This is a genomic window from Xenophilus sp., assembly GCF_044462705.1.
GTDB lineage: Bacteria > Pseudomonadota > Gammaproteobacteria > Burkholderiales > Burkholderiaceae_C > Xenophilus > Xenophilus azovorans.
Map to the genome: position 1 here is coordinate 1 of NZ_JBIQNC010000004.1, position 23,634 is coordinate 23,634.

Genomic DNA, 23,634 nt, shown 5'->3' on the forward strand with positions numbered 1-23,634 from the left:
GCGGCCAGCAGCGCGGAGCGCGCGAGCGCCGCCACCCTGGGCGGCCCGTCGATGACCACGTAGTCGGCCTGCAGGGCGATCGGAGGCACTTCCCGATGGAGGGTGTTCCGTGCCAGCCCGAAGACCCCGTAGAGCCGGCCCTGGCCGCTCTGCAGCCGTCGTTGCGCCCAGTCCAGGGCCGAGCCCTGGGGATCGGCATCGATGAGCGTGACGCGCTGCCCCTGGCTGGCGAACGCGCCGGCCAGGTGCGTGGACAGCGTGGTCTTTCCGGCGCCGCCTTTCTGGTTCAACAAGGCGATGACCTTGCCGACCAGGCTGGCCTGTTTGCCGGCCTGCGTTCCCTGGGTTTCTGGTGAACGGCTTTCGCTGCCTTGGATTTGAGCACTGCTGCCTTCTTGGGCACCGTCGGCTCGCGCGCGCGTCTCTTTCATTTATGTATCCCTTTAGATGTTTAGGGAGGCCCGAAACCGTTGCTGGACGGGGCTTGCGGGCCGATGGGCGCCGGTGATCCACCGATGGCAGCGCCGGTGATCCACCGAGTCCCGTGCCGGTGATCCACCGAGTGCGTCCACACGCCATCCACAGCTTCTTCAACAGGTCTTGTGGATAAGTCGCGGCCGGGGCGACCTGCTTCGGCGGACACCGGCCGCACCTGTGGGCAGAAGGTCAGCCACTCGCTGCCGCCATTCCAAGCGACGGCCAGCCGGTAGCCCGGCAAGGCCTGGCGCAGCGCCAGGTGACGAAGATGAGCGGCGAAGTCGCGGTAGCGCTGCAGCGCACCGGACTTCAGGTACAGGTGGCGCATCTCGAAGCGCCAGCCCGCCGGCTGGCGGCCGCCGTGCTTGCGCACCAGCCGGTACAGCCAGCGTTCGATGCCCCCGGAGAGTTGGAAGTACGTGGGGTCCAGCGTGAGCACCAGGGCCTCGTCCATCACGCCGGAGAAGAACCAGTCGGCCAGGATCAACTCGATGCCGTCCGCCCTGCCGTCGGCCCGGACGAACTCCTTCCACTCGTTGATCCAAGAGAAGCGGTGCAGGCGCCGCCCACCGTCGGGGCGCTCGCGCTGGCGCAGCGTGGTGGCTATGGTGGTCGATTGCAGCCGGTCCAGCGCGGCGCGCAGCGCCAGATAGTCGGCGCGGCCGGTGCCGCGCTGCGTGAAGCGCAGGATCTCGTAGGGCGTGGCCACCATCAGGCGCGAAGGGGCAATGCCCCCCTTCTTCGCCTGGACGATCTGGCTCGCGGCCCAGATCAGCACGTCGGCATCCCAGATGGTGGCGATACCGTGCTCAGGCACGCCCTCCACGGTGAGCGAGACGGCGCCGGCCTCGAAGCGAATGGGCACGGTGCGCCGCGACTTGGCCAGGCTGAAGAAGGGATAGGCCATCAGGTCCTGCGCGTCGCGCAGCCCCATGTCCTCGGCTGGCAGCGCGCGAAACAGCGCCAGCTGCTCGCGTTCGCTGGATCGCCTGGACATGGCCCGTTCCTCCAGGCCGGGTCAGCGCACCGAATCCCGGACCACGTAGCCCGGATCGGAGGTCATGCCGTAGGTGTTGCTGTCGGCCCAGGCGCGCAGGTCGGCCAGCGCGTAGACCACGCGCGCACCAAACTTGCGAAAGCGCGGCCCCCCGCCCAGCACGCGCTGCTTCTCCAGCGTGCGCGGCGACAGCCGCAGCAGCGTGGCCGCCTCGTCGGTGGTCAGGAATTCAGGCTTTGCGGCCGGCGCCGCAGGAGCGGGCTGCGGCGCAGCCGCTGCCGTGCCGCGTGAGGGGATCGGATGTCCTGCTGCCATTGAGGCCTCCATCTCGGTGGATGGGCCGCGATCCATTCGTGGCCCGATGGAGACAGTCTGGGCAAGGGCCGAGGCAATGCGAAGGGAGATTCAGTTCTGAAACTCGTCTCCGTGGGCGGCCGCTAAGCGGGGCGTACTCTGGCGAGTTGGAGGTAGCCGCCGTTCATCCAAGCTCGCCCGCGCGCCAGGATGTGCCGCACCTGGGCGCGCAGGTCGCTGTCCGCATGCCAGTGCTCGGCGACGGCACTGGCGCCGAACAGGACCTGGGCGACATCTCGCTGGCCGAGCCCGGCCTGCTGCGCGTCGAGGGCCTGCAGGCAGCGCATGTGCAGAAGGTGGGTGCGCGCGACGCGCCGGAAAGCAGGCGCGGATCGCTCACCGGCGACAAGGCGCAACTGTGCACGGCAAGGTGCGGCGTCCATGCCTAGAGGGATCGAGAAGCGGCAGGGCTGGCCGTCGGCCAGCGCGGGCGACAGGCTGGCCCGCAGCAGTGCTGGCCCGTCCTGGGCGCAGAGGATCAGGTCGGCGCCTCCATGCAGCAGGCGCTTGCGGCCAGGGATGCGCCAGAGGCTGAAGACTTGCCCGCACGGCACGCCGCGCAACTGCGCCGGCCGCACGTGCAGCATGGCCTCCTCGGCGTCGAGCCAGACGGGATGCGCCTCTCGCGCATCCAGGCGAGGGTCAAGCGCGAAAACGCAGGCCCCAGCGATGTGCGCTGGGGACACGTCGCTTGCGAGGCTCACCCAGGCAGGCTGCCCGGTAGCCGGGATGCCGGCGCAGATACTCCCAGGCCAGCGCCGGACCGTCCAGGTCCAGCGCATAGAGGTAGGCGGCTGCGGCGCGCCAGGGCGCGCAAACCGTTTCGCAAGGCATCGTCATGACGGCAAGCTCCTTCGGCAAGGGTGGCAAGCTGCCATGGATCGGCCTGACGCGGGTCGCCGTTGGCGCGACGACAGGTCGCGCGGAGCGCGAACTCCGTCTCAATCGGTGATCATGCCGTCGCGCTGTGCGTCGGCCAGGTAGGCCACGAGTGTCTTGCGCGGACGGTACTGCGGCTCCACCGCAACGGGCTCGCCCTTCGGGCCCCGGATGCCCGCCAGCATCGACAGGCTTACCTCGCCCAGCTCAGGAAAGCCGGTACCCGCATCGATGAGCCCGTAGGCCAGGTCGCCGTCGGCGGCCAAGGCCGTGAGCACCCAGGCAGCGCCGGCATCCGGCGTGTAGAGCTTGACCACGGGATAAGGATCGGTTGCTTCGCCACGGGCGCGGGCCACGCCGTTGGCCAGCATCTGGCGTCGCTGCTCGTCAGTGAGGAAGGTCATGGCTGCTCTCCTGCGGGCCGAGAACGAACGCTCTGCAGTTCGATGGTCCCGACTCCCTGTTTGTGCGCCATCGTTCGACTCGCCTTGATTCTGTTTTGTACCATACAAGCGGGTGCATAAATAAGGCACGACAACGAGATTCGTTGCCGTGCGCTCCAACCAAGATCCCGCTCTGCTGCGTGCCTTCGCCGCCGAAATCAAGGCACGGCGCGCGGCGTCGGCGCTCAGCCAGGAGGGCTTGGCATTCGCATCCGGCGTCACGCGCACCTTCGTTGCCAAGCTGGAACTGGGCCAGACCAGCCCCTCGCTGACGACGATTTTCCGGCTGGCCGAGGGACTGGGAACCGGACCGGACGAGATGATCCACTCTACGATGAAGCGATACAAGAAAGAACTGCGCGGGCAGCATGCCAGCCAGTGACGGCTGCGGGCCACCCGCGGGCGCCAGAGCGGGCACCGCCACCCGGCGGTGCCGTCCACCGCTACGCCACGATGCGCCCGGCCAGCCGAGCTTCGCGCGCGTAGGCGCCGATGGTCTTGTCGGCGCGGAAGTGCAGGTCGCGCTCGATCGGCAGCCCCAACGGACCGCGCAGCATCGCCAACTCGTGCAGGCTCACATAGCCGAGCTCGGGGAAGCCCTGGCCCAGGTCGCAGAGCCCGAAGCAGCGATCACCGTCCCCGTCGATCTCGGTCAGCAGCCAGGTGGCGCCCGCATCGGGCGTGAACAGCTTGACCACCGGCGGCGGGTCGAAGCCCTCGTCCTCGATGGATCGCCGGCCGTTGGCCAGCAACTGCGCGCGTTGTTCGTCGGTGATGAACGTCATCATGGTCTGCTCCTTCATGGATGCCGGGCGGGATTGCCCGGGCCCGCAGGCCGCGCGGCGCAGCGCCGCCGTCACAGGTTCGAGGACGGCCGCCAGGACGCCAGCGTGCGCAGCACGCGCAGACCTTGACGGCGGAGACCGCCGTGCGACGATGAAGGACCACGCAAGCCAGCCCGTCCCCGCGCACCTCGCTGCCCCTGCAAGCGCAGCGCGCAGCACCGCAGGTGCGAAGGCGTCAGCGATCGGCGCCCGGATGGGTCGAGACGCCAGGACACCCGTGGCCTGGTGGCTCGATGCGGAGCGCAAGAGCGCGGTCCGGTCTCGGCCGGAGACGCACGGAACCGCACTGACTCCAACCCGCCTTTGCTGAAACCCTGTGAACCGGAGAACCGGTCCCGCGCTTTCACGCCCATCCGCCAAGACACAGAAACGCAGAAACGGCTTTGCGACGACACGGTGGATCTTCGGCACGCCACCACGGCCCGCAGCGACGCCCGAGCCGAACAGCACAAGGCACCCCGCCGAAGCGGGGCGCTGGGGCGGCGATCAGTCGGCCTTGCTGCGCGTCCAGATCAGGTTGTGCGCGCCGTCCTCGCCTTCGACCAGGCGGGCGTAGAGGGTGGCCGGGAAGGATGGGTCGTCCAGCGTCACCGACAGGTAGGGCCGGTCGGCCTTGCTGACCTTCTTCCAGGCCGCGCCGATCTCCAGCCCGTTGCCCGCGACGATGCGGAAATCCGGGGCGTGCTCGCTGCCCTTGTCGTTGGGCACGATGCGGACCTTGACGTTCAGGGTGAGCGTGCGCACGGTGCCGGTGTAGCTGTTGCCCGTCGCGGTGAAGTTGCCGATGGTGCTCATGGTGATTTCCTTTCGGGGTGGTGCCAGGTCCGCGCCCATCGCGGCCTTGTGCGGTGATCCGGCCGGCGCGGGTCCGGGCGCGCCGCACTCGTAATGCAATGAAGGGCCGCAACGCAGTGGAGGACCGGCCGGTCCAAGAAATTTGGCTCGCGAGGAATGCGCGAGAGCGCAGGGGAAATTTGTCGGGCCGGCCGGTTGCGGCGATCAAGCCCGAGGCGAGCCGGAACGCAGCGACAGCGAAGTGAAGGTGCGCCGTGCCCACGCCAGGATTCACGCTCAAAGACAAGGCCGAGGGAGCGGACCGACCCTCGCAAGGAACCAGGGGCACCGGCTACGCCAACGCTGCCACAGCCTTCCGGCATGGTTCGGCACACCGGACGCCAAGCCGGCTGACCAGCGACCAAGACAGCACCCACCGCCGCATCGAATCGACAGGAGCGCGGCAGGAGACAGCGACAGGAGACGTCGGCATGGCATCCGGCCCGTCAACGACCTTGTACCGGATCACGGCCACCCACCGCTCGCCAGGATCGGGGAAGGCATCGCTCCGCACAACCTGGCGCAGCCAGGCCCATCGCACGTCCGCGCACCGCATCGCGGGGCGCCTGCCCAGGATGCACGGGCAAAGCCCGCTGAGTTGGGTGTATCTCCGCGCGCGGCACACCTGCCGCGCGCGCCGCGCCGAGGCCCACCAGGCCGAGGCGCGGCAAAAGCCCCGGCCGAAGCCGGGGCGCTGGCTCATGCCGTGGCGTGCGCTTCTTCCTCCGTGTCAAGCTCGGAGCCGTCCGCATCGGTCTGGGCTTCGGCTTCCGGCTCGGCCTGCTCGATGGCCGCCGCCTCCGGCGTCCTGAACATCACCGGCAGCCACCCCGACCCCGCCGCCAGCCGCTCGGCCTCGGCGGCGATCTGCGCCTTCTTCAGCTTGGCGAGGCGATGCACCTCGCCCAGCGCGAACACCCGCACCGCCTCCAGCGCCTTGGCCTTGGACACATGGTCGAAGTAGCCCCCCGCCGTGGGCGTCCACCAGTCGTGCATGTCCAGCCCCACGGCCCGGGCCAGCGCCACCGCAGGCACTTCGGTTTCCTTCGATGCGAACGCCGCGACAGTACGGCCCACGCACAGCGCCAGCAGCGACAGCAGTTCCTCCTGCTGCATCGCCAGCAGTTCGGCGAACAGCGCCTCGGGATCGGACGGCAGCCGCGCCACCCAGGCCTCGCGCACCCGTTCCAGTCCCTGCGCCGCCGGGGACTCGTCTATGTCCGGCGCCATGTGCGACAGCCGGTCCTGCGGGGAAGCGCTGACGTTGATGGACGAGCCGCCGTAGCCGTCGAGGATGACCCGGTGCGCCAGCAGATGCACCAGGGCCACCAGCGCCACGCGGGGATGCCGCGCCACCTCGGCCTGCAAGGCGACGGTGCGGTGCGCGCTCAGGCGCCGGGCCAGCTTCTCCGAAATGCCGGGACCGGCCGGCTCGGCATCGGCCTGCCCCTCGGTGCCTCCTGCATCCCTCCCGGCGTCCTGCCGCACCTGCTCTCGCAGCGCCTTGGCCTGTTCTTCGCGCAGCAGCCCGCGATGCACCACGACCGCGCCCGCGTGGTCGATCGACACCACGGCCCCGGCCAGCGGCACCACCCCCGGCGCGTAGACGAGCAAACCCTGCTCGATGCCGTCCAGTTCATCGCCCAGCCGGTCCAGTTCTTCGTGCAGCGCCTGCACCCCATCGTCGGACAGGTCGGCGTCCTCGTCGTCCAGCCGGTCCTGGATGCGGGCCTGCTCGGCCTCCAGCTTGGCGAGGCGCTTGGCCTCGGCCTTGCCCGGCTCCCGGCGCGTCGGCCTCGCCCGCTGGAACTGATGCAGTTCCGCCGAAGTGGCGCGTGGCACGGCCTCCACCCAGCCCCAGCCCTCGGCCCGCACCGCATCGGCCACCGATTCCAGCCGCTCGCGCGCCAGCGTGTCCAGCAGGGCCGCATCGGTGAGGAACACGCCGTTGCGCTCATCCGCGAACAGGTCGCGCCGGATGCCGCCGCCCGCCGCCTCGTAGGCTTCTACCCCGACGAAGCGCGCCACCGCATCGCGGCCGGCGTCGATTTCCTCCATCGTCAGGTGATCGCGCAGCGACTCCGGCTCGCGCTGCCAGTGCGGCGCCTCGTAGAACGCGGCCTCCTGCGCCGCGTGGTCGTCGATGATCGCCAGCGCCATCAACTGCTCCAGCGACACCTCGCCCTGCTGGTAGTCCGCCAGCAGCCGGGGCGAGACGTTGGCGAGCTTCAGGCGCCGGCGCACCACCAGCGGCGTGACGCCGAAGTCTGCCGCGATGTCCTCGATGGCCCGGCCTTCGGCCGCCAGCGCCTTCCAGGCAAACAGTTCGTCCACCGGCGACATGGATTCGCGGTGGACGTTCTCCGTCAGGCTGACGGTGCGGGCCGAGGCATCGGGCACCAGCAGACAGGGCACCGGATGGTCGCGCCCGATCTTGCGGCGCTTGGCCAGCAGCTTCAACGCCGCCAGCCGCCGCTTGCCGGCTACCACCTCGAAGTGCTCGCCATCGGGCGAGGCGATGGCAGTCAGGTTCTGCAGCAGTCCCACGCGGGTGACGCTTGCGGCCAGTTCCGGGATGGACGTGCCGCCGCTCTTGCGCACGTTGCGAGCCGAGGGCCGCAGCCTGGACAGCGGGATCAGGTGCAGTTCATATGGGCCAGCGGCCGGCACGGTGACGGTGGCGCCCGCTGCGGTGGTAGACGCCGCAGCAGCGGCCACGGTGTGCAGGGCCTGGGCTTCGGAATGGGAAACGGTGTTCATGTGAAATCTCCTGTCCCGCGCGGGGACACGGTGGATGAAAGGGGAAGAAAACGGGGGTGGATTCACTCGGTGCTGTGCACGGGCGCTCTCCTTGGGTGTTGGGCTCCGCAGGGGCCGCGAAGCCCTTCGCGGCCATGACGGCCGGCTGGGGCCGGCGCGGGTGCGCCGTCAAGGGAGGAAGCGAAGGCGCTGGCGCGGCCCGCAGGCGAAGCCGAGGACACGGGCGCCGCAGCGGCCCTTGACGGGGGAAGCGCCCGCAAAGGCCAGGCAAGCTGCCTGCTTGCAGGCAGGTGGCGCGCAGGCGCGGCGTAGCCGCGCCGGAGAGAACATGTCGACGTGGTGCGCGCCGTGCGCAGGAGAGGGTGGCGATGCGGCCTGCCACCTAGGCCAGCATCAGATAGAAGCGGTGCGCCGATCGCCCGGACGCACCGCGCCAGACTCAGACGATCCCGAGCAGGCTCAGCCAGCTGTCGGGATGGTCGGGTTCGACGGTGTCCCCGTCGGGGGTCTCGCAGACGCTGCCGAAGACCCAGGCCTCGATCTGGTCGAAGTCGGGAATGTCGTAGGTGAGGCCCCGCCAGACGATGGTGTCGGGAAGCCCGTTGCGATCGGTTGCCATGAAGGTTCTCCTGGCCGGAACGCGCCGGCCGCGCGCCGGGCGAGGGCCCGACGCGAAGCGGCAAGCGCCGGCGGAAGGAGCGGCCAGACACCCGCAGGGCCGCAACGCAGTGAAGGACGCCGCAGGCGTTGCGTGGCCGCGGCCGCCGGCGACGATGCGCGAGCCCCGGGGACCTTGGACGAAGGCACGTGAACGAGATACCGGCATATGGCCAGCGCCACGGGAACGATGCGCCCTGCTCGTCTTTGGCAAGGCGCACCGTCGAATCAGTCCGCCGTCAATCCTCGGATGGCACCGTCATGGCCTGCAGCCGCTCGATCACGCCGGGTTCGACGAAGACCATGGCCTGGTCGGCCGCGACGGGCACATCGAACACCTGCCCGAAGACTTCGCGCCGGAGATGGGCAATGCGCCCCGTGCGATAGGCCTGCTCGGGCCGCATGCGCCCCACTGCCGCATCGCCGCTGCGCCGTAGGTCGCATTCGACCAGGGCAACATAACCCTCGGAATGCAGTCGCTGGTGTTCGGGGCACAGGCCCCAGCCCGTAGTCGTGTGGCGCGCCATGCTCGCGCGCAGGCGCCTGTCCAGCAACAGGTTGCCTGTGTCGTAAGGAACGCCGCACACCGCGCACAGGTGCTGCTCCATCGAAACGTAGGATGTGTCGTCCATGGTGAACTCCGGTCGATCGGGCGGGATTGCCCGGAACCGTCACCGGCACGCCGCAGCGCAAGCAGTCAGGGGTCGAAGGCGCAGCCGCAGACGGCCATCGGGCCGCCAGCGGGCGCAGCACACGCCGCCCTTGACGGCGAGCACGGCGTGGCACGATGGAGGACCGGCGAACCCGCCCTCCACCAAAGAGGGCCGAAGCCCCCCCGGCACTCACAGCAGGCCTCGCTCCGCGAACGAGAGGACCGTCGGACCGGCCACGATCAGGTGATCGACTACGCGCACATCCACCATCGCCAGCGCCTCCTTGAGCCGTTGCGTCAGGGCCTCGTCCGCCCGCGATGGCTCGGCCGAGCCCGAGGGATGGTTGTGCACCAGGATCATGGCCGCCGCGTTGCGCGCCAGGGCTTCCTTGACGATCTCGCGCGGGTACACCGAGGTCTGGCATACCGTGCCGCGGAACATCTCGACGTACTCGATGACCCGGTGCTGTGCATCCAGGTGGATGACCGCGAACACCTCGTGCTCCAGCCCGCCCAGCTTGATGCGCAGGAAGTCGCGCACCACCTGCGGCGAGGACAGCATCGCGCTGCCGCGCAGCTGGCCCGCCAGCACCCGCAGGGCCGCCTGCAGGACCTCGGCGGGTTCGGCCGGCCGGTAGCTGCCCGCGACATCGCGCACGAGCAGCGAAGCGGCATCGGAAGAAGACAAGGACAGGGAAAGCTGCGACATGATCGGCTCCGGTTCGGAATCGGGCGGGATTGCCCGGAACCGGCCACCCACGCCGCAGCGCAAGCAGTCAAGGGTCGAAGGCGCAGCCGAAGACGGCCGTGAGGCCGCCAGCGTGCGCAGCACGCGCCGCCCTTGACGGCGAGCACGGCGTGGTAGGTTGAAAGGGCACAGCAGGACCGCCCTCACCACCGCACGCCATCACGTAGTCGGCAAGCGAAGCGCGCAGCGGCGCACACGCCGCGGAGGCGTCAGCGATGGGAGCCGTCAGGTCGAGACCCAGGTCTGCCGTGGGGCTCGATGCTTCGCACGTACAGCGCGGCCCGGCTACGCCGGGTGACGACCGGGGTGCCATCGCAACCATGGCACCGAAACGATGGGCCTCCTTCAGACTGCGAGTCGCCACTCAAATTTCGCCTATGAATGACCGCTGACTCGAAAAGAAGTCGGTCGCTCGTCATCAACCGCGTGGTCAACCGAATGCGCAAACTCGACCTGTAGCTGCTTATTGATGGCCTCCGATCAAACGGTGGCCTGCGGCCTGCCGCGTTGACAACAGGGCTGCTCCCCTCAGACGCGGTAGATGCCACGGTGCCGCCGAGGTATTCAGGCCAATCTACGTCATCTACGCCGCAATCACTCAGCAACATTAAGTTGCAGTTGCGTTACATTGTGGGCACTGGAGATGCCTAGATGGAACGCAGAACCGACACGCTCAACCTTCGGGTTACGCCTGAGCTGAAAGAGCTCGTCCGATTGGCCGCGGAGCGGGAGTACAGAACTATCAGCAGCTTCATCGAGGTTCTGGTTCGCGATCACTGCACGAAGCACGGCGTCAAGACCACATCCGGCGCGAGCCAGGCGCCCAACAAGGGTGCTGTCTGAGGGGGGCCAACAGATGGACGTTTTTCAGTTTCGCGAGAGCCTCGTCAGCGAATACGAACAGTTCACGCGCAGTTTCACGCGTATTCGATCCGAAGACATCAAGGCCTTCGTCGATCGAGAGTACGACAGCCAGCGCTACTGGCCAGAGCCGCTCATCCAAATCAACCCGAACTACCGGTCGGGTGGCACGGTCGATGAGCTCGTCCAGGCGGGGCAACTGAATCCCGAGTGCTCGACCATCTTCCGTCTGGGCAAGTCGGCCAGCTCTGAAGGGGTGACGTTGCCGCTGCACAAGCACCAGGCCGAGGCCATCAGCTTGGCACTGGCTGGCGAGAGCTACGTCCTGACCACCGGCACGGGCTCAGGCAAGTCCCTGAGCTACTTCATCCCTGTGGTCGACTCCTGCCTCAAGGCAAAGAAGGCTGACCCGACGCCACGCACCCGGGCCATCGTCATCTATCCGATGAACGCATTGGCGAACTCGCAGCTTGAGGAGCTGAAGAAGTTCCTGGGCTCAGACCCTGCAGCTCGGGCCGTCACCTTCGGCCGCTACACCGGGCAGGAATCGGATGAAGAGCGCCAGGCCATGGCTGCGACGCCGCCAGACATCCTCCTGACCAACTTCATGATGCTCGAGCTGCTGATGACCCGGCAGAACGACATCGACAAGGCCGTGATGCGCAACGCCAAAGGCCTGCGCTTCCTGGTCCTCGACGAACTGCATACCTATCGCGGTCGCCAGGGTGCCGATGTGGCGCTGCTAGTGCGGCGCGTGCGTGAAGCTCTTTCTGACGAGCTCATCTGCATCGGCACCTCGGCCACGATGGCGTCCGAAGGCACGCAGATGGAACGCAATGCTGTTGTGGCGAAGGTGGCGCGACGCCTGTTCGGTACTGCCATTGCCGACCGCAACGTCATCACCGAGACGCTGCGTCGCACGACACCCGAGAGCCAGACGCTCGATACCGTGCGAAGCGCGCTCGGAGACGCCATCCGTGCGGGTGTGCCGACGGACCTCAGCTTCGAGGCCATGGCGGCGCACCCGATGTCGGTCTGGGTAGAGCTCACTCTCGGGTTGACCTACGAGGACGACAAGCCACGCCGCGCGCGTCCGCGCACGCTGGCAGATGCGTCTCAGCTGCTGCACGATGCTTCTGGTGAGTCCGTCGAGGCCTGCCTGGCCTACCTGCAGCAATTCATGCTGCGCGCCTACGCGGTCACGGACGACGCCGGAAAGAGCCTGTTCGCCTTCAAGCTGCACCAGTTCATCGCCGGCGGCGGCAAGGTCTACACAACGCTGGAAGCACCAGGCCAGCGGGCTGTCACGCTCGACGGCCAGCAATTCGTCTCGGGCGACGACGACCGGCAGCGGCGGTACTATCACGTGCATTTCTGCCGCGACTGCGGGCAGGAGTACATCCCGGTTTGGGACACTGACGGCCCGGAAGGTCGAGGCTTCGACGTCCGCAGCATCGATGAGCGACAGCACGACGACGAGGCAGTCAAGTTTGGCTTCCTGATGCCTGACGGCCGCGGTCTCTGGGAGCCAGACGTTCTGGAACGCTACCCGGAGACATGGCTGGAAGAACGGGCTGACGGCGAATGGCGCATCAAGTCAGGCCAGCGCAAATTCGTGCCGCAAGCGGTCAAGCTCCGGCCCGACGGGGTCACGACGACCGACAAGGGCCTGCAGGCCTGGTTTATCCCGGGTGCCTTCCGCTTCTGCCTGGCTTGCGGGGTCTCGCACACCTCGTCCGGCAAGGATGCCCTGCGGCTGACCTCGTTGTCGGGTGAAGGCCGGAGCTCCGCCACGACGATGCTCACGTTGTCGGCCCTGCGCTACCTGTACGAACAGGACCAGCAGCTCTCGGCTGAAGCCAAGAAGGTCCTGGGCTTCTCCGACAACCGGCAGGACGCCGCACTACAGGCCGGGCACTTCAACGACTTCCTGCAGGTACTGCTGACCCGCGCCGCGCTGCTGTCGGCCGTGCAGAAAGGCGGGGGACAAGCGCTGTCTGAGCGCGAGGTCGCCAACGCGGTCTTCGAAGCTCTGGGCTTCCACCGTGACGACCCGGCCGTGCGTGCCGAGTACATGCAGCAACCCGAGGTCAAGGGCAACACGCGTCGGCAGGTGCAAGAGGCGATGCGCGGCATCCTGGGCTACCGCGCCTACTTCGACCTGCGGCGCGGCTGGCGCTTCAACAACCCCAACCTTGAGCAGCTGGGCCTGGTACGCATCGGCTACCAGGACATCGACGACCTTGCGGCCGATGCGGCCGAGTGGGCCGAGGCACCCCAGGTTCTGCAGTCGGCGACACCCGCTGAGCGGGCCGTGGTGCTGCGCGCCATGTTCGAGTTTATGCGCCAGGGGCTCTGCATCGCTACGCGATACCTTGACCGCACCGAGCTCGAGCAATTGCGCACGCAGAGCTACGCCAACCTGCGGGAGCCCTGGGGATTCACGGAAGACGAGCAGCCAGTGCCCGCCCGTTGGTTCGTCACCTCGCGCCCGCGCGAAGAGACCGACCGCCGCGGTCGTCGGTTGCAGTTGGAAGACTTCCTGGTCATCGGCTCCAGCCGGTCTCGCCTGGGCAAGCTGCTTCGGCAAGGCAGCACCTGGGGCGGTGGCAACCCGTACTACAAGCACATCAACGACCAGACCTACCCGGACGTCATTGCGGCACTGCTCAAGGCCGCCGAGTCCTACGGCTTGGTCAAACGCGAAGAGACCGATGTCGGCCTCACCGGCTGGCAGCTCAACGGCACTGCGTTGCTGTGGGAGGCAGGCTCAGGCCAGAGTCAGCGCCAAGCCGAAGACAACGCGTTCTTCCGCGCTCTGTACCGCAACATCACAGGGCTGCTGAGCAGCCCTGTGCACCAACTCTTCGACTTCGAGGCGCGCGAGCACACCGCGCAGGTCGAACAGGAAGACCGCCTGGAGCGCGAGGCCCGCTTCCGCTACACCGACAAAGACCGCGACGAGTGGCGCAAGAAGAACGGCGTCGAACTCGAATGGCTGCCGGTCCTGTTCTGCTCGCCGACGATGGAGCTTGGCGTCGACATCTCGTCACTGAACACCGTCTACATGCGCAACGTGCCGCCCACGCCGGCCAACTACGCGCAGCGAAGCGGCCGTGCCGGGCGCGCAGGCCAGCCAGCGCTGGTCATCACGTACTGCGCATCGCAGAGCCCCCACGACCAGTACTACTTCCGCGACCCCGTCCGCATGGTGCACGGGCAGGTCAACGCGCCCACGCTGGACCTGGCCAACCTGGAGCTCGTCAAGAGCCATATGCATGCCATCTGGCTCGCCGAGACCGGCAAGCGGCTGGGCAACAGCGTCCGCGATCTGCTCGACATGAACGAGCCCGAGAAGCTACCGGTCGCAGAAGACATGGCTGCCGACCTCGACAAGCCCGACGCGAAGAAGCGCGCGCACCAGCGCGGCCTCAAGGTGCTGGGCATGCTGGCCACCGAGCTCACAGCGCAGAACGCGCCCTGGTACAGCGAGCACTGGGCTGAGTCCGTCTTTCAGCGGGCGTATTACGAGTTCGATGGCGCACTGCAGCGCTGGCGTGACCTCTACCGTGCCACGGCACAAGCCATCGAGCTGAACTTCAAAATCGAGAACAACCCTGCCGCCTCGGAGCGCGAGCGCCGTGAAGCCCAGCAGCGCCACAACGAGGCCCGCAAGCAGCGTGACCTGCTGCTGGCCGGCGACAGCGCCTTCAACTCGGATTTCTACACCTACCGCTACCTGGCCTCGCAGGGCTTCCTACCGGGCTACAACTTCCCCCGTCTACCGCTGCTGGCCTACCTGCCTGCACGGCGCGGCTCCATTGGACGCGAGAGCTTCCTGTCGCGTCCGCGGTTCCTGGCGCTGGGCGAGTTCGGCCCCTACAGCCTCATCTACCACGAGGGCAGCCAGTACCGCGTCACCAAGGCTCTGCTGACCATCACGGGCCAAGACCAGGTCACCGACGGCGCGAAGCTGCCCACCGAGGTCGCCCGTCTGTGTCCGGCCTGCGGCTATGGCCACTTTCGGTCCCAGCGCGATGCAGACCGCTGCGTGTCCTGCGGCGCCTCGCTGTCCGGCGCGCAGGAGGTCAAGAACCTCTATCGCATCGAGAACGTCTCGACCAAACGCGCCGAGCGCATCACCGCCAACGAGGAAGAGCGGGTCCGGCAGGGCTACGAAATGCAGACCACCCTGCAGTTCGCTGAAGCCGAAGGCAAGCTTCAGATGGTCACGACGGTGGTTGAAGACGACGAAGGCCCGCTGCTGGAAATGCAGTACGGCCCCGCCGCCACGGTCTGGCGCATGAACTTCGGCTGGCGTCGCCGCAAGGAGAAGTCCATCCAGGGCTTCATGATGAACCCGGTCACGGGCCACTGGGTCGGTGGTGTTGACGACGGCAACGGCGAGAAGGAGGTCGAAGGCGAATCGCCCCCCGACAAGACGCCGCCGCAGCGCATCGTGCCCTACGTCGAGGACCGTCGAAATATCCTCATCGTGCGGCCGCACTACCGCCTCGGTGAACTTGAGGCCGAGACCCTGACGACGCTGCAGTACGCGCTCAAACGTGGCATCGAGGCTGTCTATCAGCTCGAAGAGAGCGAGCTGATGGCCGAGCCTCTGCCCACCCGCGACAACCGCCAGTCCATCCTGCTGTTCGAAGCCGCCGAAGGTGGGGCCGGCGTGCTGACCCGCCTGGCCACTGAGCCCGAGGCGCTCTCGGCTGTCGCGGCCAAAGCTCTAGAGGTCATGCACTTCCAGCCGCCCCCCGCCGGACAGGCATGGACTCGCAAGACGCTTACGGAAGAACTGGACCACGATGGCAAGCCGTTGTGCGAGGCCGGCTGCTACCGCTGCCTGCTGTCGTACTACAACCAGCCCGACCACACGCTCATCGACCGCAAGGACAAGGATGCCGGTGGATTGCTGCTGGACATCCTCTGTCGCCTGACGGCCGCGCGCGCCCACCAGGGCACGCAAGGTCGCGCCCCCCAGGAGCACGACGCCGAGCTCGCCCGCACCGCCGGCAGCACGCTGGAGCAGGCCTGGCTGGATCACGTCAACGAGCATGGCTACCGCAAGCCTGACCGCGGCCAGCACACCGTTGCCGGCGTCAATGCCTGCGCCGACTTTTTCTACGACGACTTGAACCTCGCCATCTTCATCGACGGACCGCATCACGAGACCGACACCCAGCGAGCCGCAGACGCCGCCATTGACCGCGCCCTCGACGAGTTGGGCGTCTTGGTGGTGCGCTTCCCCAAGGAACAGGCCCGCTGGCCCGACCTCTTCAAGGACAACGCCGACCTCTTTGGCCCCGGCAAGGCCTGATACGACATGAATGCTCCGACGCCGGAATTTCTCCTGGGCAGCCTGGTTGCGGCCCGTGGCCGCGAGTGGATAGTGCTACCCGAATCCGACACGCAAACCCTGCGACTGCGCCCCCTGGGCGGTGGTGAGCGCGACGAAACGCTCATCTACCTGCCCCTGGAACGCCAGCCGGTCCAACCAGCCACCTTTCCCTGGCCCTCTGTCGAGCAGGCGCGCAATCACTCGGCCAGCCAACTGCTCCTGGATGCCCTGCAGCTCAAGTTGCGCAACGGCGCCGGCCCGTTCCGCAGCTTCGGCAACATCGCCGTCGAGCCGCGCGCCTACCAGCTGGTGCCGCTGCTGATGGCGCTCAAGCAACCGACGGTGCGCCTGCTGATTGCCGACGATGTCGGTATCGGGAAGACCATCGAGGGCGCGCTCATCGCGCGCGAGTTGCTCGACCGCGGTGAGGTCCAGCGCCTGGCCGTGCTGTGCCCGCCACACCTGTGCGAGCAGTGGCAGCGTGAGCTGGCGGAACGCTTCCACATTCAAGCCGTCGTCGTCCGCTCCAACACTGCTGACCGCCTGGAGCGCGACCTGCCACCCGGCACCTCGGTATTCCATGCCCACCCCTACACCGTGGTGAGCCTGGACTACATCAAGTCCGAGCGGCGGCGCGAAGCCTTCCAGCGCTTCTGCCCCGAGTTCGTCATCGTCGACGAGGCCCATACCTGCACCCAGGCCGGCCAGGGCCGCCAACAGCGCTACCAATTGCTCAAGGGCCTGGCGGCTGACGCGACGCGCCACCTCGTGCTGCTCACCGCCACGCCACACAGCGGTGACGAAGAGGCGTTCTTCAACCTGCTGGGCCTGCTGCGTCCCGACTTCACCCAGCTGAAGGACCTGCCCGCAGGCCAGCGCAGCGACCTGCGGGAAGACCTGTCACGCCACTTCGTCCAGCGCCGTCGGCCTGACATCGCAGAGTGGCAAGACACGTCGATGTTCCCCGACCGCCGCTCGGCCGAAATCACCTACAAGCTCACCGGTGCCTGGGGCCAGCTTTTCAACGATGTGCTGGCCTATGCGCGGGAGTTGGTCGAACGCTCCGAAGGGCAGGCCCTGCGCGAACAGCGCATGAACTGGTGGGCTGCCCTGGCGCTGCTGCGCTGCATCTCGTCGTCCCCGGCCGCTGCCGTGAACGCGCTGCGCACCCGCCTTCAGGGCGCTCTGGGCGAAGCAGGCCAGGCCGAGGCCACCTCGCTGGAGGAGTTCGAAGCCCAGGCCAGCGACCGCGTGCTGGACGGCACCGACGATGCCTTGTCCACCGACGACATCGAACCCGGCGCCCAGACCGAAGACAGCCAGCGCCTGCAGGCCCTCATGGCCAGCGCCGCCGCCCTGGCCGGCCAGCAGAACGACCCCAAGCTCGCCAAGCTGCAGGAGCACGTCGCCTTGCTGCTGAAAGAAGGCTTCCAGCCCGTTGTCTTCTGCCGCTACATCGCCACGGCGCATTACCTGGCCGCCGCTCTGCAGGAGAAATTCAAGTCCGTCACCGTCAAGGCCGTGACGGGCGAGCTGACGCCCGACGAACGGGAGGCGGCGGTCGACCAGTTGGGCGAGAGCGAGTTCCGCGTCCTGGTGGCCACCGACTGCCTGTCCGAGGGCATCAACTTGCAGGGCCTGTTCACTGCCGTCGTGCACTACGACCTCAGCTGGAACCCGACGCGCCACGAACAGCGCGAAGGCCGCGTGGACCGTTTCGGGCAGAAGGCGCGCGAGGTGCGCAGCACGATGCTGTACGGCGAGGACAACCCCGTCGATGGCGCCGTCCTGCAGGTCATCTTGCGCAAGGCCGAAAGCATCCGCAAGGAGCTGGGCGTGCTGGTGCCGATGCCCGACAACGAGGGCAAGCTCACGCAGGCGCTGATGAACGCCGTGCTGCTGCGCAAGGGTGCGCTCAACGCCCAGTCGCAGCTGGACCTCTTCGGCGAGCCGGCCAAGGAAATCGACCTGGCCTGGCAGAGCGCCAAGGAGAAAGCCAAACAGAACCGCAGTATCTTTGCCCAGCGCCGGCTGAAGCCCGAGGACGTACTACCGGAGTGGCGCAAGTCGGCCGCAGTGCTCGGTGGCGAGGCCGAGGTCGAGCGCTTCGTCAGCCGTGCCGCTGCCCAGCTCGGCGCGCCGCTGCAGCCCACATCCCAAAAGTCCGGGCAGCATTTCAAGCTGCTGACCGAGCACTTGCCGCCTGCCGTGCGCGAGCGCCTCGCGGCAGAGGGCTTGGCCAATACCCTGCGCATCGACTTTCACCAACCCGCAGCGCAGGGCGCCACCTTCGTCCACCGTACTCATCCGCTGGTGTCCGTCCTGGCCGGCACGCTGCTTGAACAAGCCCTCGACGAGGGCGCGCCTGCGGCCGACGACACCGCGGTGGCTCGCGCCGGCGCTGCCTTCGTGAAGGGCGTGTCGCTCAAGACCACCGTGCTGCTGCTGCGAATCCGCCACCAGCTCACCGTCAGCCATGGCAACCAGACCCGTCTGCTGATGTGCGAGGAAGCCGTGGCCGTGGCCGCCATGGGCTCCGAGCCTTTTGCCGAACTCGCCCCCGACATGACCCGCCAACTGTTGGGAGCCGAAGCCACCCGCAACATGCCCGCGCCGCTGCGCGACCGGCAGCTCCAGGCCACCCTCGACGCTTTGCCCGCTTGGCAGCCCCAGCTCGAAGCCATGGCCAAGGCCCGGGCCCAAGCACTGCTGGCCGACCACCGTCGTGTGCGCGAGGCCGCCGAAGGCCGCGGCAGCTATCAGGTCACCGCCAGCCTGCCGGTCGATGTGATGGGCCTGTACGTGCTGCTGCCTGACGCTGGCTCGGTGGCCGGCGCCGCCACCAACGCCATGGGAGCCTGACACCATGGCCAAGAAGCCCCTCCACCAACTCGCCTACCGCGCCATCCGCATCGAAGGCGGCCTGCTCCCCGCCGAGGAACTGAACCGCCTGACCCTGCTGGCCGACCCCAAGGCCACGGAACAGACCGAAGCCCACTACCGCATCGCCAAGGGCCTGAAGCTGCGCGACGAGATTGCGCGGGACTTCAAGATTGCGCTCACCCTCTGGCAAGACTTCCAGGCCCTACGCCGGCGGCAGGACGTGCAGGCCCACGACGTCACGGTGCGTGAATGGCTGCTGCCGCTGCTGCGCGATGTGCTGCACTTCCATGACGCCGCACGCTGCCCGGCCATCCAGCACGCCGGCCACCAGTACGCCATCGGGCACGCGGGCACCGGCGGTCGGGTGCCGCTGGTCTTCGCCGGCTTTGACCAGCCACTGGACAGCGCCGCCGGGCGCTTCGGCGAGACCAACCCCGACACCAACAAGACCCGCCGCCGAAGCCCCTTCATGCTGGCGCAAGAGGCGCTGAACGCCAGCGATGCGTCACTGTGGGCCATCGTCAGCAACGGCCTGACGCTGCGCATCCTGCGCGACAACGCCAGCCTCACGCGCCCGGCCTACATCGAGGTTGACCTCGAAGCCCTGTTCACCGAGGAGCTGCTGGCCGACTTCAGCGCCTTCTGGCTGCTGGCCCATGCCTCACGTTTCGGCACGGCCGAGACGCCACCCACCGGCTGCCCCTGGGAGCGGTGGCGTGCCGCAGGTCAGCAGGCCGGCGTCACCGTGCGCGGCAAGCTGCGCTACCAGGTAGCCGAGGCGCTGCGGGCGCTGGGCACAGGCTTCCTTTCGCACCCTGCCAACGGCGCCCTGCGCGCCGCGCTGCAAAGCACCCAGGACGGGTACGACCGCCAGGCCTTCTTCGAAGAGCTGCTGCGCCTGGTCTACCGACTCATCTTCCTGGCCACGGTGGAAGACCGGCGTGACAGGGGCACCGGCGAGCGTCTGGTCTTCGCCCCCGACGCCAGCGACGAGGCCAAGGCCCGCTACCTGGCCGGCTACTCCCTCACCTGGCTGCGCGAGCGCTCCGTGCGCCGCAGCCAGCACGACCGCCATGCCGACCTGTGGCAGGCGCTGAGCATCACCTTCGGCGCTTTGGGCACCGGCGAGGCAGCTTTGGGCCTGCCCGCGCTGGGCGGCCTGTTCGACGCCGACCAGTGCCCACGCCTGCACGCTGCCCAGCTCGACAACCGCCACCTGCTGGCCGCCGTATTTCAGCTCGGCTGGTTTCGCGCCGACGGCGGCCTCTCCCGCGTCAACTACCGCGACATGGGCCCCGAAGAGCTGGGCAGCGTCTACGAAAGCCTGCTGGAGCTGGTGCCCGACCTGCAGGGCCTGGCGTCGCCCGCGACGGCCCGCCTGGCCTTTGTGGGCGATGACGAAAGCGACGCCAGCACCAAGGGCAACACCCGCAAGCTGACCGGCAGCTACTACACGCCCGACAGCCTTGTGCAAGAGCTCATCAAGAGCGCACTTGAGCCAGTCATCGCGCAGACGGTGAAGGCCAACCCCGAGCAGCCGGTGCAGGCCCTGCTCGCGCTCACCGTGTGCGACCCCGCCTGCGGCAGCGGCCACTTCCTGCTGTCTGCCGCGCGGCGCCTGGCCGACGAGGTGGCGCTCCATCGTGCCGCCGCAGAGCGCGAAGGGGGTGCCCCCATGCCATCGGACTACCGCCACGCGCTGCGCGACGTGGTGGGCCGCTGCATCTTCGGCGTGGACAAAAACCCCATGGCCATCCAGTTGGCCAAGACGGCGCTGTGGCTGGAGGCCTATTCGCCTGACAGGCCGCTCAGCTTCGTGGACCACCACCTGCGCGTGGGCGACGCACTGCTGGGCGTGCTGGACCCGAAGGTGCTGGAGGGCGGCATCCCCGACGAGGCCTACACCGCGCTCTCGGGCGACGACAAGGCCGTGGCCAGCGCGCTGAAGAAGCAGAACAAGGCCGACCTGAAGAGCTGGCGGCAGATTGCCGGCGGCGACCTGCTCACGCACGCCGGCCTGGCCGCACAGGCCGTCAGCGTCGAGACGCTGAACGACGACACCCCCGAGCACCTGGCCGCCAAGCGCCAGGCCTGGGTTACGGCTGAAGGCCTGGCGCAGCGCAGCACCTTCGCCCGTCTGGCGGATACCTATGTGGCGGCCTTCCTGGCGCCCAAGCTGGCCGGGGCAGGCGACACCGTGCCGCTGTCGGGCTACCTGTGGGGTGTGCTGAGCGGCCAGGCGCCGAACGGCGGCCAGGGTGCGGCGGTGGAGCACGCCGCCCAGGCCCTGTGCCGCCAGCACAGCGTCTTCCACTGGTGGCTGGCCTTCCCGCAGGTGGCAGCCCAGGGCGGCTTCAGCGTGATGCTGGGTAACCCGCCGTGGGAACAACTGCAGCTCAGCGAGGAAGAGTTTTTCGCGCCCCGTGCGCCCTCTGTCGCCGCACTTGCGGGCGACAAGCGAAAGAAAGCGATTGCCGAGCTGGAACACACGGCGCCTTGGTTGTGGGAGCAGTTTCACAGCGCCAAGCGGCAGTACGACGCAGCGAACGTGTTCTTCCGCGCGGGTGGACGTTTTCCGCTCGCAGCCTTCGGCAAGCTCAACACCTATGCGTTGTTCTCCGAGGCTTTCCTTCAGGCGACATCGGCGAAGGGCCGCGCCGGCTTCATCGTGCCCACCGGCATCGCCACCGACGATTCCACCAAGGCCTACTTTGGTCACATCGCCGGTGGCGGCCGATTGGCGGCGCTCTATGACTTCGAGAACAGCGAAGCGGTATTCCCCGCGGTCCACCGCAGCTACAAGTTCTCCCTGCTCACGCTGGGTGCAGCACCACGGGCCGAGTTCGTCTGTTTCGCCACCCAGGTGGAGCACCTCGCTGACGAACGCCGCCGCTTCACGCTGGCGCCCGACGAATTCGCCCTCATCAACCCCAACACGCGCACCTGCCCCGTGTTCCGCAGCGAGCACGACGCCGAGCTGACCAAGAAGCTCTACCGCGCCGCGCCCGTGCTCATCCGTGAGGCGGGCACCGACAACGAGAGCACGATCCTCCAGACCGAGGTGAACCCTTGGGGCATCTCGTTCTCGCAGGGGCTGTTCAACATGACCAGCGACAGCGGCCTGTTCGCCGATGCACCCGCCGCCACAGGCCAGCCCGCACGCCTGCCGCTGTACGAGGCGAAGATGATTCACCAGTTCGACCACCGCTGGGCCACCTACGTGGACGCCGCTGGCGGGGCGTCGGGCGATGTGGAAACCGCTGACGTGAGCGAGGCGCAGAAGGCAAACCCCGCCTTCGCCGTGCGCCCACGCTACTGGGTGGACGAGCGCGAGGTGCTGGCCCGCATCGCCCGCGTGCCCACGCGCGTGGCGCGTGCCTGGCTCGCGCTGCACGCTGCGCAGGATGCGACAGTGCTGGACACCGCGCTGGCAGACCTGCTGCTGGCCTTGGCCCAATGGGTGGCCGGTGAGCTGTTCCATCGCCAGGCCGGCGCCGCCCCGGCGGGCGATGGCTGGACACCCACCCAGGCCCAAACCCACATCGCGCCCAACGAGGCTCAGCTCAAGGCCCGCTTCCCGCGCCTGAACGACGTGCTGCGCGGCGAGGGCCTGACCACCAGGAAGGCCTTGGCCGACTTCCCCAAATGGGCCACGCAGAACCGGGAAGCCCGCCTGGACGATGGCGAACTGGCCGCCCTGGCCGAGGCGCTGCGTGCCGTTGCGCTGGCCGACGCGCTGCGGGCGCTGCTGGACCACTGGATGGACCGGCGCAGTCCGCGGTGGTTGATGGGGTGGCGGGATATTTGCCGCAGCACGGACGAGCGAACGGTGATTGCGTCGGTGGTGCCGAGGGTGGGGGTCGGGCACACGATGCCCCTCCTGTTCACTGAAGAGCAGCCGCCCCTATGTGCCGCCATGTTGGGGAACTGGTGTTCCCTGGCCTTCGACTACGTTGCGCGAACCAAGGTTGGAGGGACTCACCTGACCTACGGCTACTTGAAGCAGTTCCCAGTGCTGCCGCCTGACCGCTACACCGACGCCGACCTCGCCTTCATCGTCCCCCGCGTCCTCGAACTTACCTACACCGCGCACGACCTGCAGGCCTGGGGCAAGGACCTCGCGGCCTACGACCCGCGCCCCGCCGCCGAGCAGGGCCAGCCCTTCGCCTGGAACCCCGAACGCCGCGCCCAACTGCGCGCCGAACTCGACGCCTGCTACGCCCGCCTCTACGGCCTCACACGCGACGAACTGCGCTACATCCTCGACCCCAAGGACGTGATGGGCGCCGACTACCCGAGCGAGACCTTCCGGGTGCTGAAGGAAGGCGAGATGCGAACTTACGGTGAGTACCGAACGCGGAGGCTGGTGCTGGAGGCGTGGGACCAGCAGGCCAGCGTGTCGTCCGCGGCGCAGCCGGTGCCCGTGTCGTATTCCGAGCTCGGAATGATTCGCAATGCCGAAGAAGGCCGCCTGGCCGGCCTGGTGACGGCACTGGTTGCTGAGCGAACGGTGGGCTGTTCGCTGGCGGACATCCAGTCAGCGGTGGCTGCGTTGGCAGCGGCTGGGCACTACCTGGCCCCTGCAGACGGCGCGCGCTTCGACGCCTTGCGCGCGGCGCTCGGGATAGCCGACATGACACCTCTGCTGAGTCGCGTCCTGCCCATCGTGCAGCGCTTGGCTGGCGCTGATGTGCTTGTGCGTTCAACCCGGGGCAGCGAGGCGTTCTACGCGCGCGGCGCGGGCGCGCCACCTGGCGATGTCATCCAACTGCCAGAGCATCCCGAAGCTGCTCGGCTTCTGTGGCGGGCCGAACGTCAGCGCGTAGCCGCAGAGGCCGATAACAGCGCGGCGCTACCGGCCAGCCCAAAGGCCACCGGTACACAGTAGGAGGAC

Annotated in this window: 16 protein-coding genes and 1 pseudogene; 5 read left to right on the plus strand and 12 right to left on the minus strand. The window is 68.1% G+C overall.

What is annotated here, in order from left to right; all coding sequences use genetic code 11:
• From ACIY1X_RS01545 to ACIY1X_RS01570, 6 genes and pseudogenes are all read right to left on the minus strand, one after another.
• Positions 1 to 431: AAA family ATPase (locus tag ACIY1X_RS01545; RefSeq protein WP_399677509.1), on the minus strand; the 431-nt coding region annotated here is incomplete at its 3' end.
• A 224-nt stretch (positions 432 to 655) separates the two neighbouring features.
• A pseudogene (locus ACIY1X_RS01550) lies at positions 656 to 1,474 on the minus strand (replication initiator protein A); the annotation flags it as partial.
• A gap of 21 nt (positions 1,475 to 1,495) precedes the next feature.
• Positions 1,496 to 1,789: an AlpA family transcriptional regulator gene (locus ACIY1X_RS01555; RefSeq protein ID WP_304304827.1), complete on the minus strand. Its 294-nt coding sequence runs from the start codon at positions 1,787 to 1,789 to the stop codon at positions 1,496 to 1,498.
• A gap of 122 nt (positions 1,790 to 1,911) precedes the next feature.
• Positions 1,912 to 2,532: a DUF2285 domain-containing protein gene (locus tag ACIY1X_RS01560; protein ID WP_316702601.1), complete on the minus strand. Its 621-nt coding sequence runs from the start codon at positions 2,530 to 2,532 to the stop codon at positions 1,912 to 1,914.
• Entirely contained in the window at positions 2,471 to 2,668 is a 198-nt protein-coding gene (locus ACIY1X_RS01565) for a transcriptional regulator domain-containing protein (protein WP_316702602.1), read from the minus strand. Before ACIY1X_RS01565 ends, ACIY1X_RS01560 begins: the two co-directional genes overlap by 62 nt.
• Before the next feature lie 101 nt (positions 2,669 to 2,769).
• Positions 2,770 to 3,111, minus strand: coding sequence for a DUF2958 domain-containing protein (locus ACIY1X_RS01570; RefSeq protein WP_304304828.1), 342 nt, complete (start codon positions 3,109 to 3,111; stop codon positions 2,770 to 2,772).
• A gap of 148 nt (positions 3,112 to 3,259) precedes the next feature.
• Between ACIY1X_RS01570 and ACIY1X_RS01575 the strand changes: the two genes are divergently transcribed.
• Positions 3,260 to 3,532 carry a helix-turn-helix domain-containing protein gene (locus ACIY1X_RS01575; protein ID WP_304304829.1) on the plus strand — a complete coding sequence of 91 codons (273 nt, stop codon included), beginning with the start codon at positions 3,260 to 3,262 and terminating at the stop codon, positions 3,530 to 3,532.
• Between the two features lie 61 nt (positions 3,533 to 3,593).
• On the opposite strand, the gene ACIY1X_RS01580 is transcribed toward ACIY1X_RS01575, so the two are convergent.
• The 6 genes from ACIY1X_RS01580 to radC all read right to left on the minus strand — a co-directional run bounded on the left by ACIY1X_RS01580 (position 3,594) and on the right by radC (position 9,607).
• Positions 3,594 to 3,938 (minus strand): DUF2958 domain-containing protein, encoded by a 345-nt coding sequence (locus ACIY1X_RS01580; RefSeq protein ID WP_304304830.1) that lies wholly within the window; start codon positions 3,936 to 3,938, stop codon positions 3,594 to 3,596.
• A 543-nt stretch (positions 3,939 to 4,481) separates the two neighbouring features.
• A complete protein-coding gene (locus tag ACIY1X_RS01585) occupies positions 4,482 to 4,790 on the minus strand; it encodes a DUF736 domain-containing protein (protein ID WP_304304831.1) in 309 nt (102 codons plus the stop codon).
• Between the two features lie 738 nt (positions 4,791 to 5,528).
• Positions 5,529 to 7,589, minus strand: a complete 2,061-nt coding sequence (locus tag ACIY1X_RS01590; protein WP_304304832.1) for a ParB/RepB/Spo0J family partition protein — start codon at positions 7,587 to 7,589, stop codon at positions 5,529 to 5,531.
• Between the two features lie 439 nt (positions 7,590 to 8,028).
• Complete coding sequence (locus ACIY1X_RS01595; RefSeq protein WP_304304833.1) at positions 8,029 to 8,208, minus strand: hypothetical protein; 180 nt, start codon at positions 8,206 to 8,208, stop codon at positions 8,029 to 8,031.
• 277 nt (positions 8,209 to 8,485) lie between these two features.
• Positions 8,486 to 8,878, minus strand: a complete 393-nt coding sequence (locus tag ACIY1X_RS01600) for an ATPase (RefSeq protein WP_304304834.1) — start codon at positions 8,876 to 8,878, stop codon at positions 8,486 to 8,488.
• Positions 8,879 to 9,088: 210 nt separating this feature from the next.
• Positions 9,089 to 9,607 carry a DNA repair protein RadC gene (gene radC, locus ACIY1X_RS01605; RefSeq protein WP_304304835.1) on the minus strand — a complete coding sequence of 173 codons (519 nt, stop codon included), beginning with the start codon at positions 9,605 to 9,607 and terminating at the stop codon, positions 9,089 to 9,091.
• A 690-nt stretch (positions 9,608 to 10,297) separates the two neighbouring features.
• Between radC and ACIY1X_RS01610 the strand changes: the two genes are divergently transcribed.
• The 4 genes from ACIY1X_RS01610 to ACIY1X_RS01625 are packed head-to-tail and all read left to right on the plus strand — an operon-like array spanning position 10,298 to position 23,628.
• A complete protein-coding gene (locus ACIY1X_RS01610) occupies positions 10,298 to 10,489 on the plus strand; it encodes a DUF1778 domain-containing protein (protein ID WP_304304836.1) in 192 nt (63 codons plus the stop codon).
• A 13-nt stretch (positions 10,490 to 10,502) separates the two neighbouring features.
• Positions 10,503 to 15,836, plus strand: coding sequence for a DEAD/DEAH box helicase (locus tag ACIY1X_RS01615; RefSeq protein WP_304304837.1), 5,334 nt, complete (start codon positions 10,503 to 10,505; stop codon positions 15,834 to 15,836).
• Between the two features lie 6 nt (positions 15,837 to 15,842).
• Entirely contained in the window at positions 15,843 to 18,719 is a 2,877-nt protein-coding gene (locus ACIY1X_RS01620; protein ID WP_316702604.1) for a helicase-related protein, read from the plus strand.
• Between the two features lie 4 nt (positions 18,720 to 18,723).
• The gene (locus tag ACIY1X_RS01625) at positions 18,724 to 23,628 is read left to right on the plus strand and encodes an N-6 DNA methylase (RefSeq protein WP_304303401.1); all 4,905 of its coding nucleotides are present in this window, start codon (positions 18,724 to 18,726) and stop codon (positions 23,626 to 23,628) included.
• Positions 23,629 to 23,634 lie beyond the last annotated feature (6 nt).

Coding starts and splice junctions, on each gene's coding strand:
- ACIY1X_RS01555 (WP_304304827.1), bottom strand. CDS start 1,789: ATGGCAGCAGGACATCCGATCCCCTCACGCGGCACGGCAGCGGCTGCG.
- ACIY1X_RS01565 (WP_316702602.1), bottom strand. CDS start 2,668: ATGACGATGCCTTGCGAAACGGTTTGCGCGCCCTGGCGCGCCGCAGCC.
- ACIY1X_RS01570 (WP_304304828.1), bottom strand. CDS start 3,111: ATGACCTTCCTCACTGACGAGCAGCGACGCCAGATGCTGGCCAACGGC.
- ACIY1X_RS01580 (WP_304304830.1), bottom strand. CDS start 3,938: ATGATGACGTTCATCACCGACGAACAACGCGCGCAGTTGCTGGCCAAC.
- ACIY1X_RS01585 (WP_304304831.1), bottom strand. CDS start 4,790: ATGAGCACCATCGGCAACTTCACCGCGACGGGCAACAGCTACACCGGC.
- ACIY1X_RS01590 (WP_304304832.1), bottom strand. CDS start 7,589: ATGAACACCGTTTCCCATTCCGAAGCCCAGGCCCTGCACACCGTGGCC.
- ACIY1X_RS01595 (WP_304304833.1), bottom strand. CDS start 8,208: ATGGCAACCGATCGCAACGGGCTTCCCGACACCATCGTCTGGCGGGGC.
- ACIY1X_RS01600 (WP_304304834.1), bottom strand. CDS start 8,878: ATGGACGACACATCCTACGTTTCGATGGAGCAGCACCTGTGCGCGGTG.
- radC (WP_304304835.1), bottom strand. CDS start 9,607: ATGTCGCAGCTTTCCCTGTCCTTGTCTTCTTCCGATGCCGCTTCGCTG.
- ACIY1X_RS01610 (WP_304304836.1), top strand. CDS start 10,298: ATGGAACGCAGAACCGACACGCTCAACCTTCGGGTTACGCCTGAGCTG.
- ACIY1X_RS01615 (WP_304304837.1), top strand. CDS start 10,503: ATGGACGTTTTTCAGTTTCGCGAGAGCCTCGTCAGCGAATACGAACAG.
- ACIY1X_RS01620 (WP_316702604.1), top strand. CDS start 15,843: ATGAATGCTCCGACGCCGGAATTTCTCCTGGGCAGCCTGGTTGCGGCC.
- ACIY1X_RS01625 (WP_304303401.1), top strand. CDS start 18,724: ATGGCCAAGAAGCCCCTCCACCAACTCGCCTACCGCGCCATCCGCATC.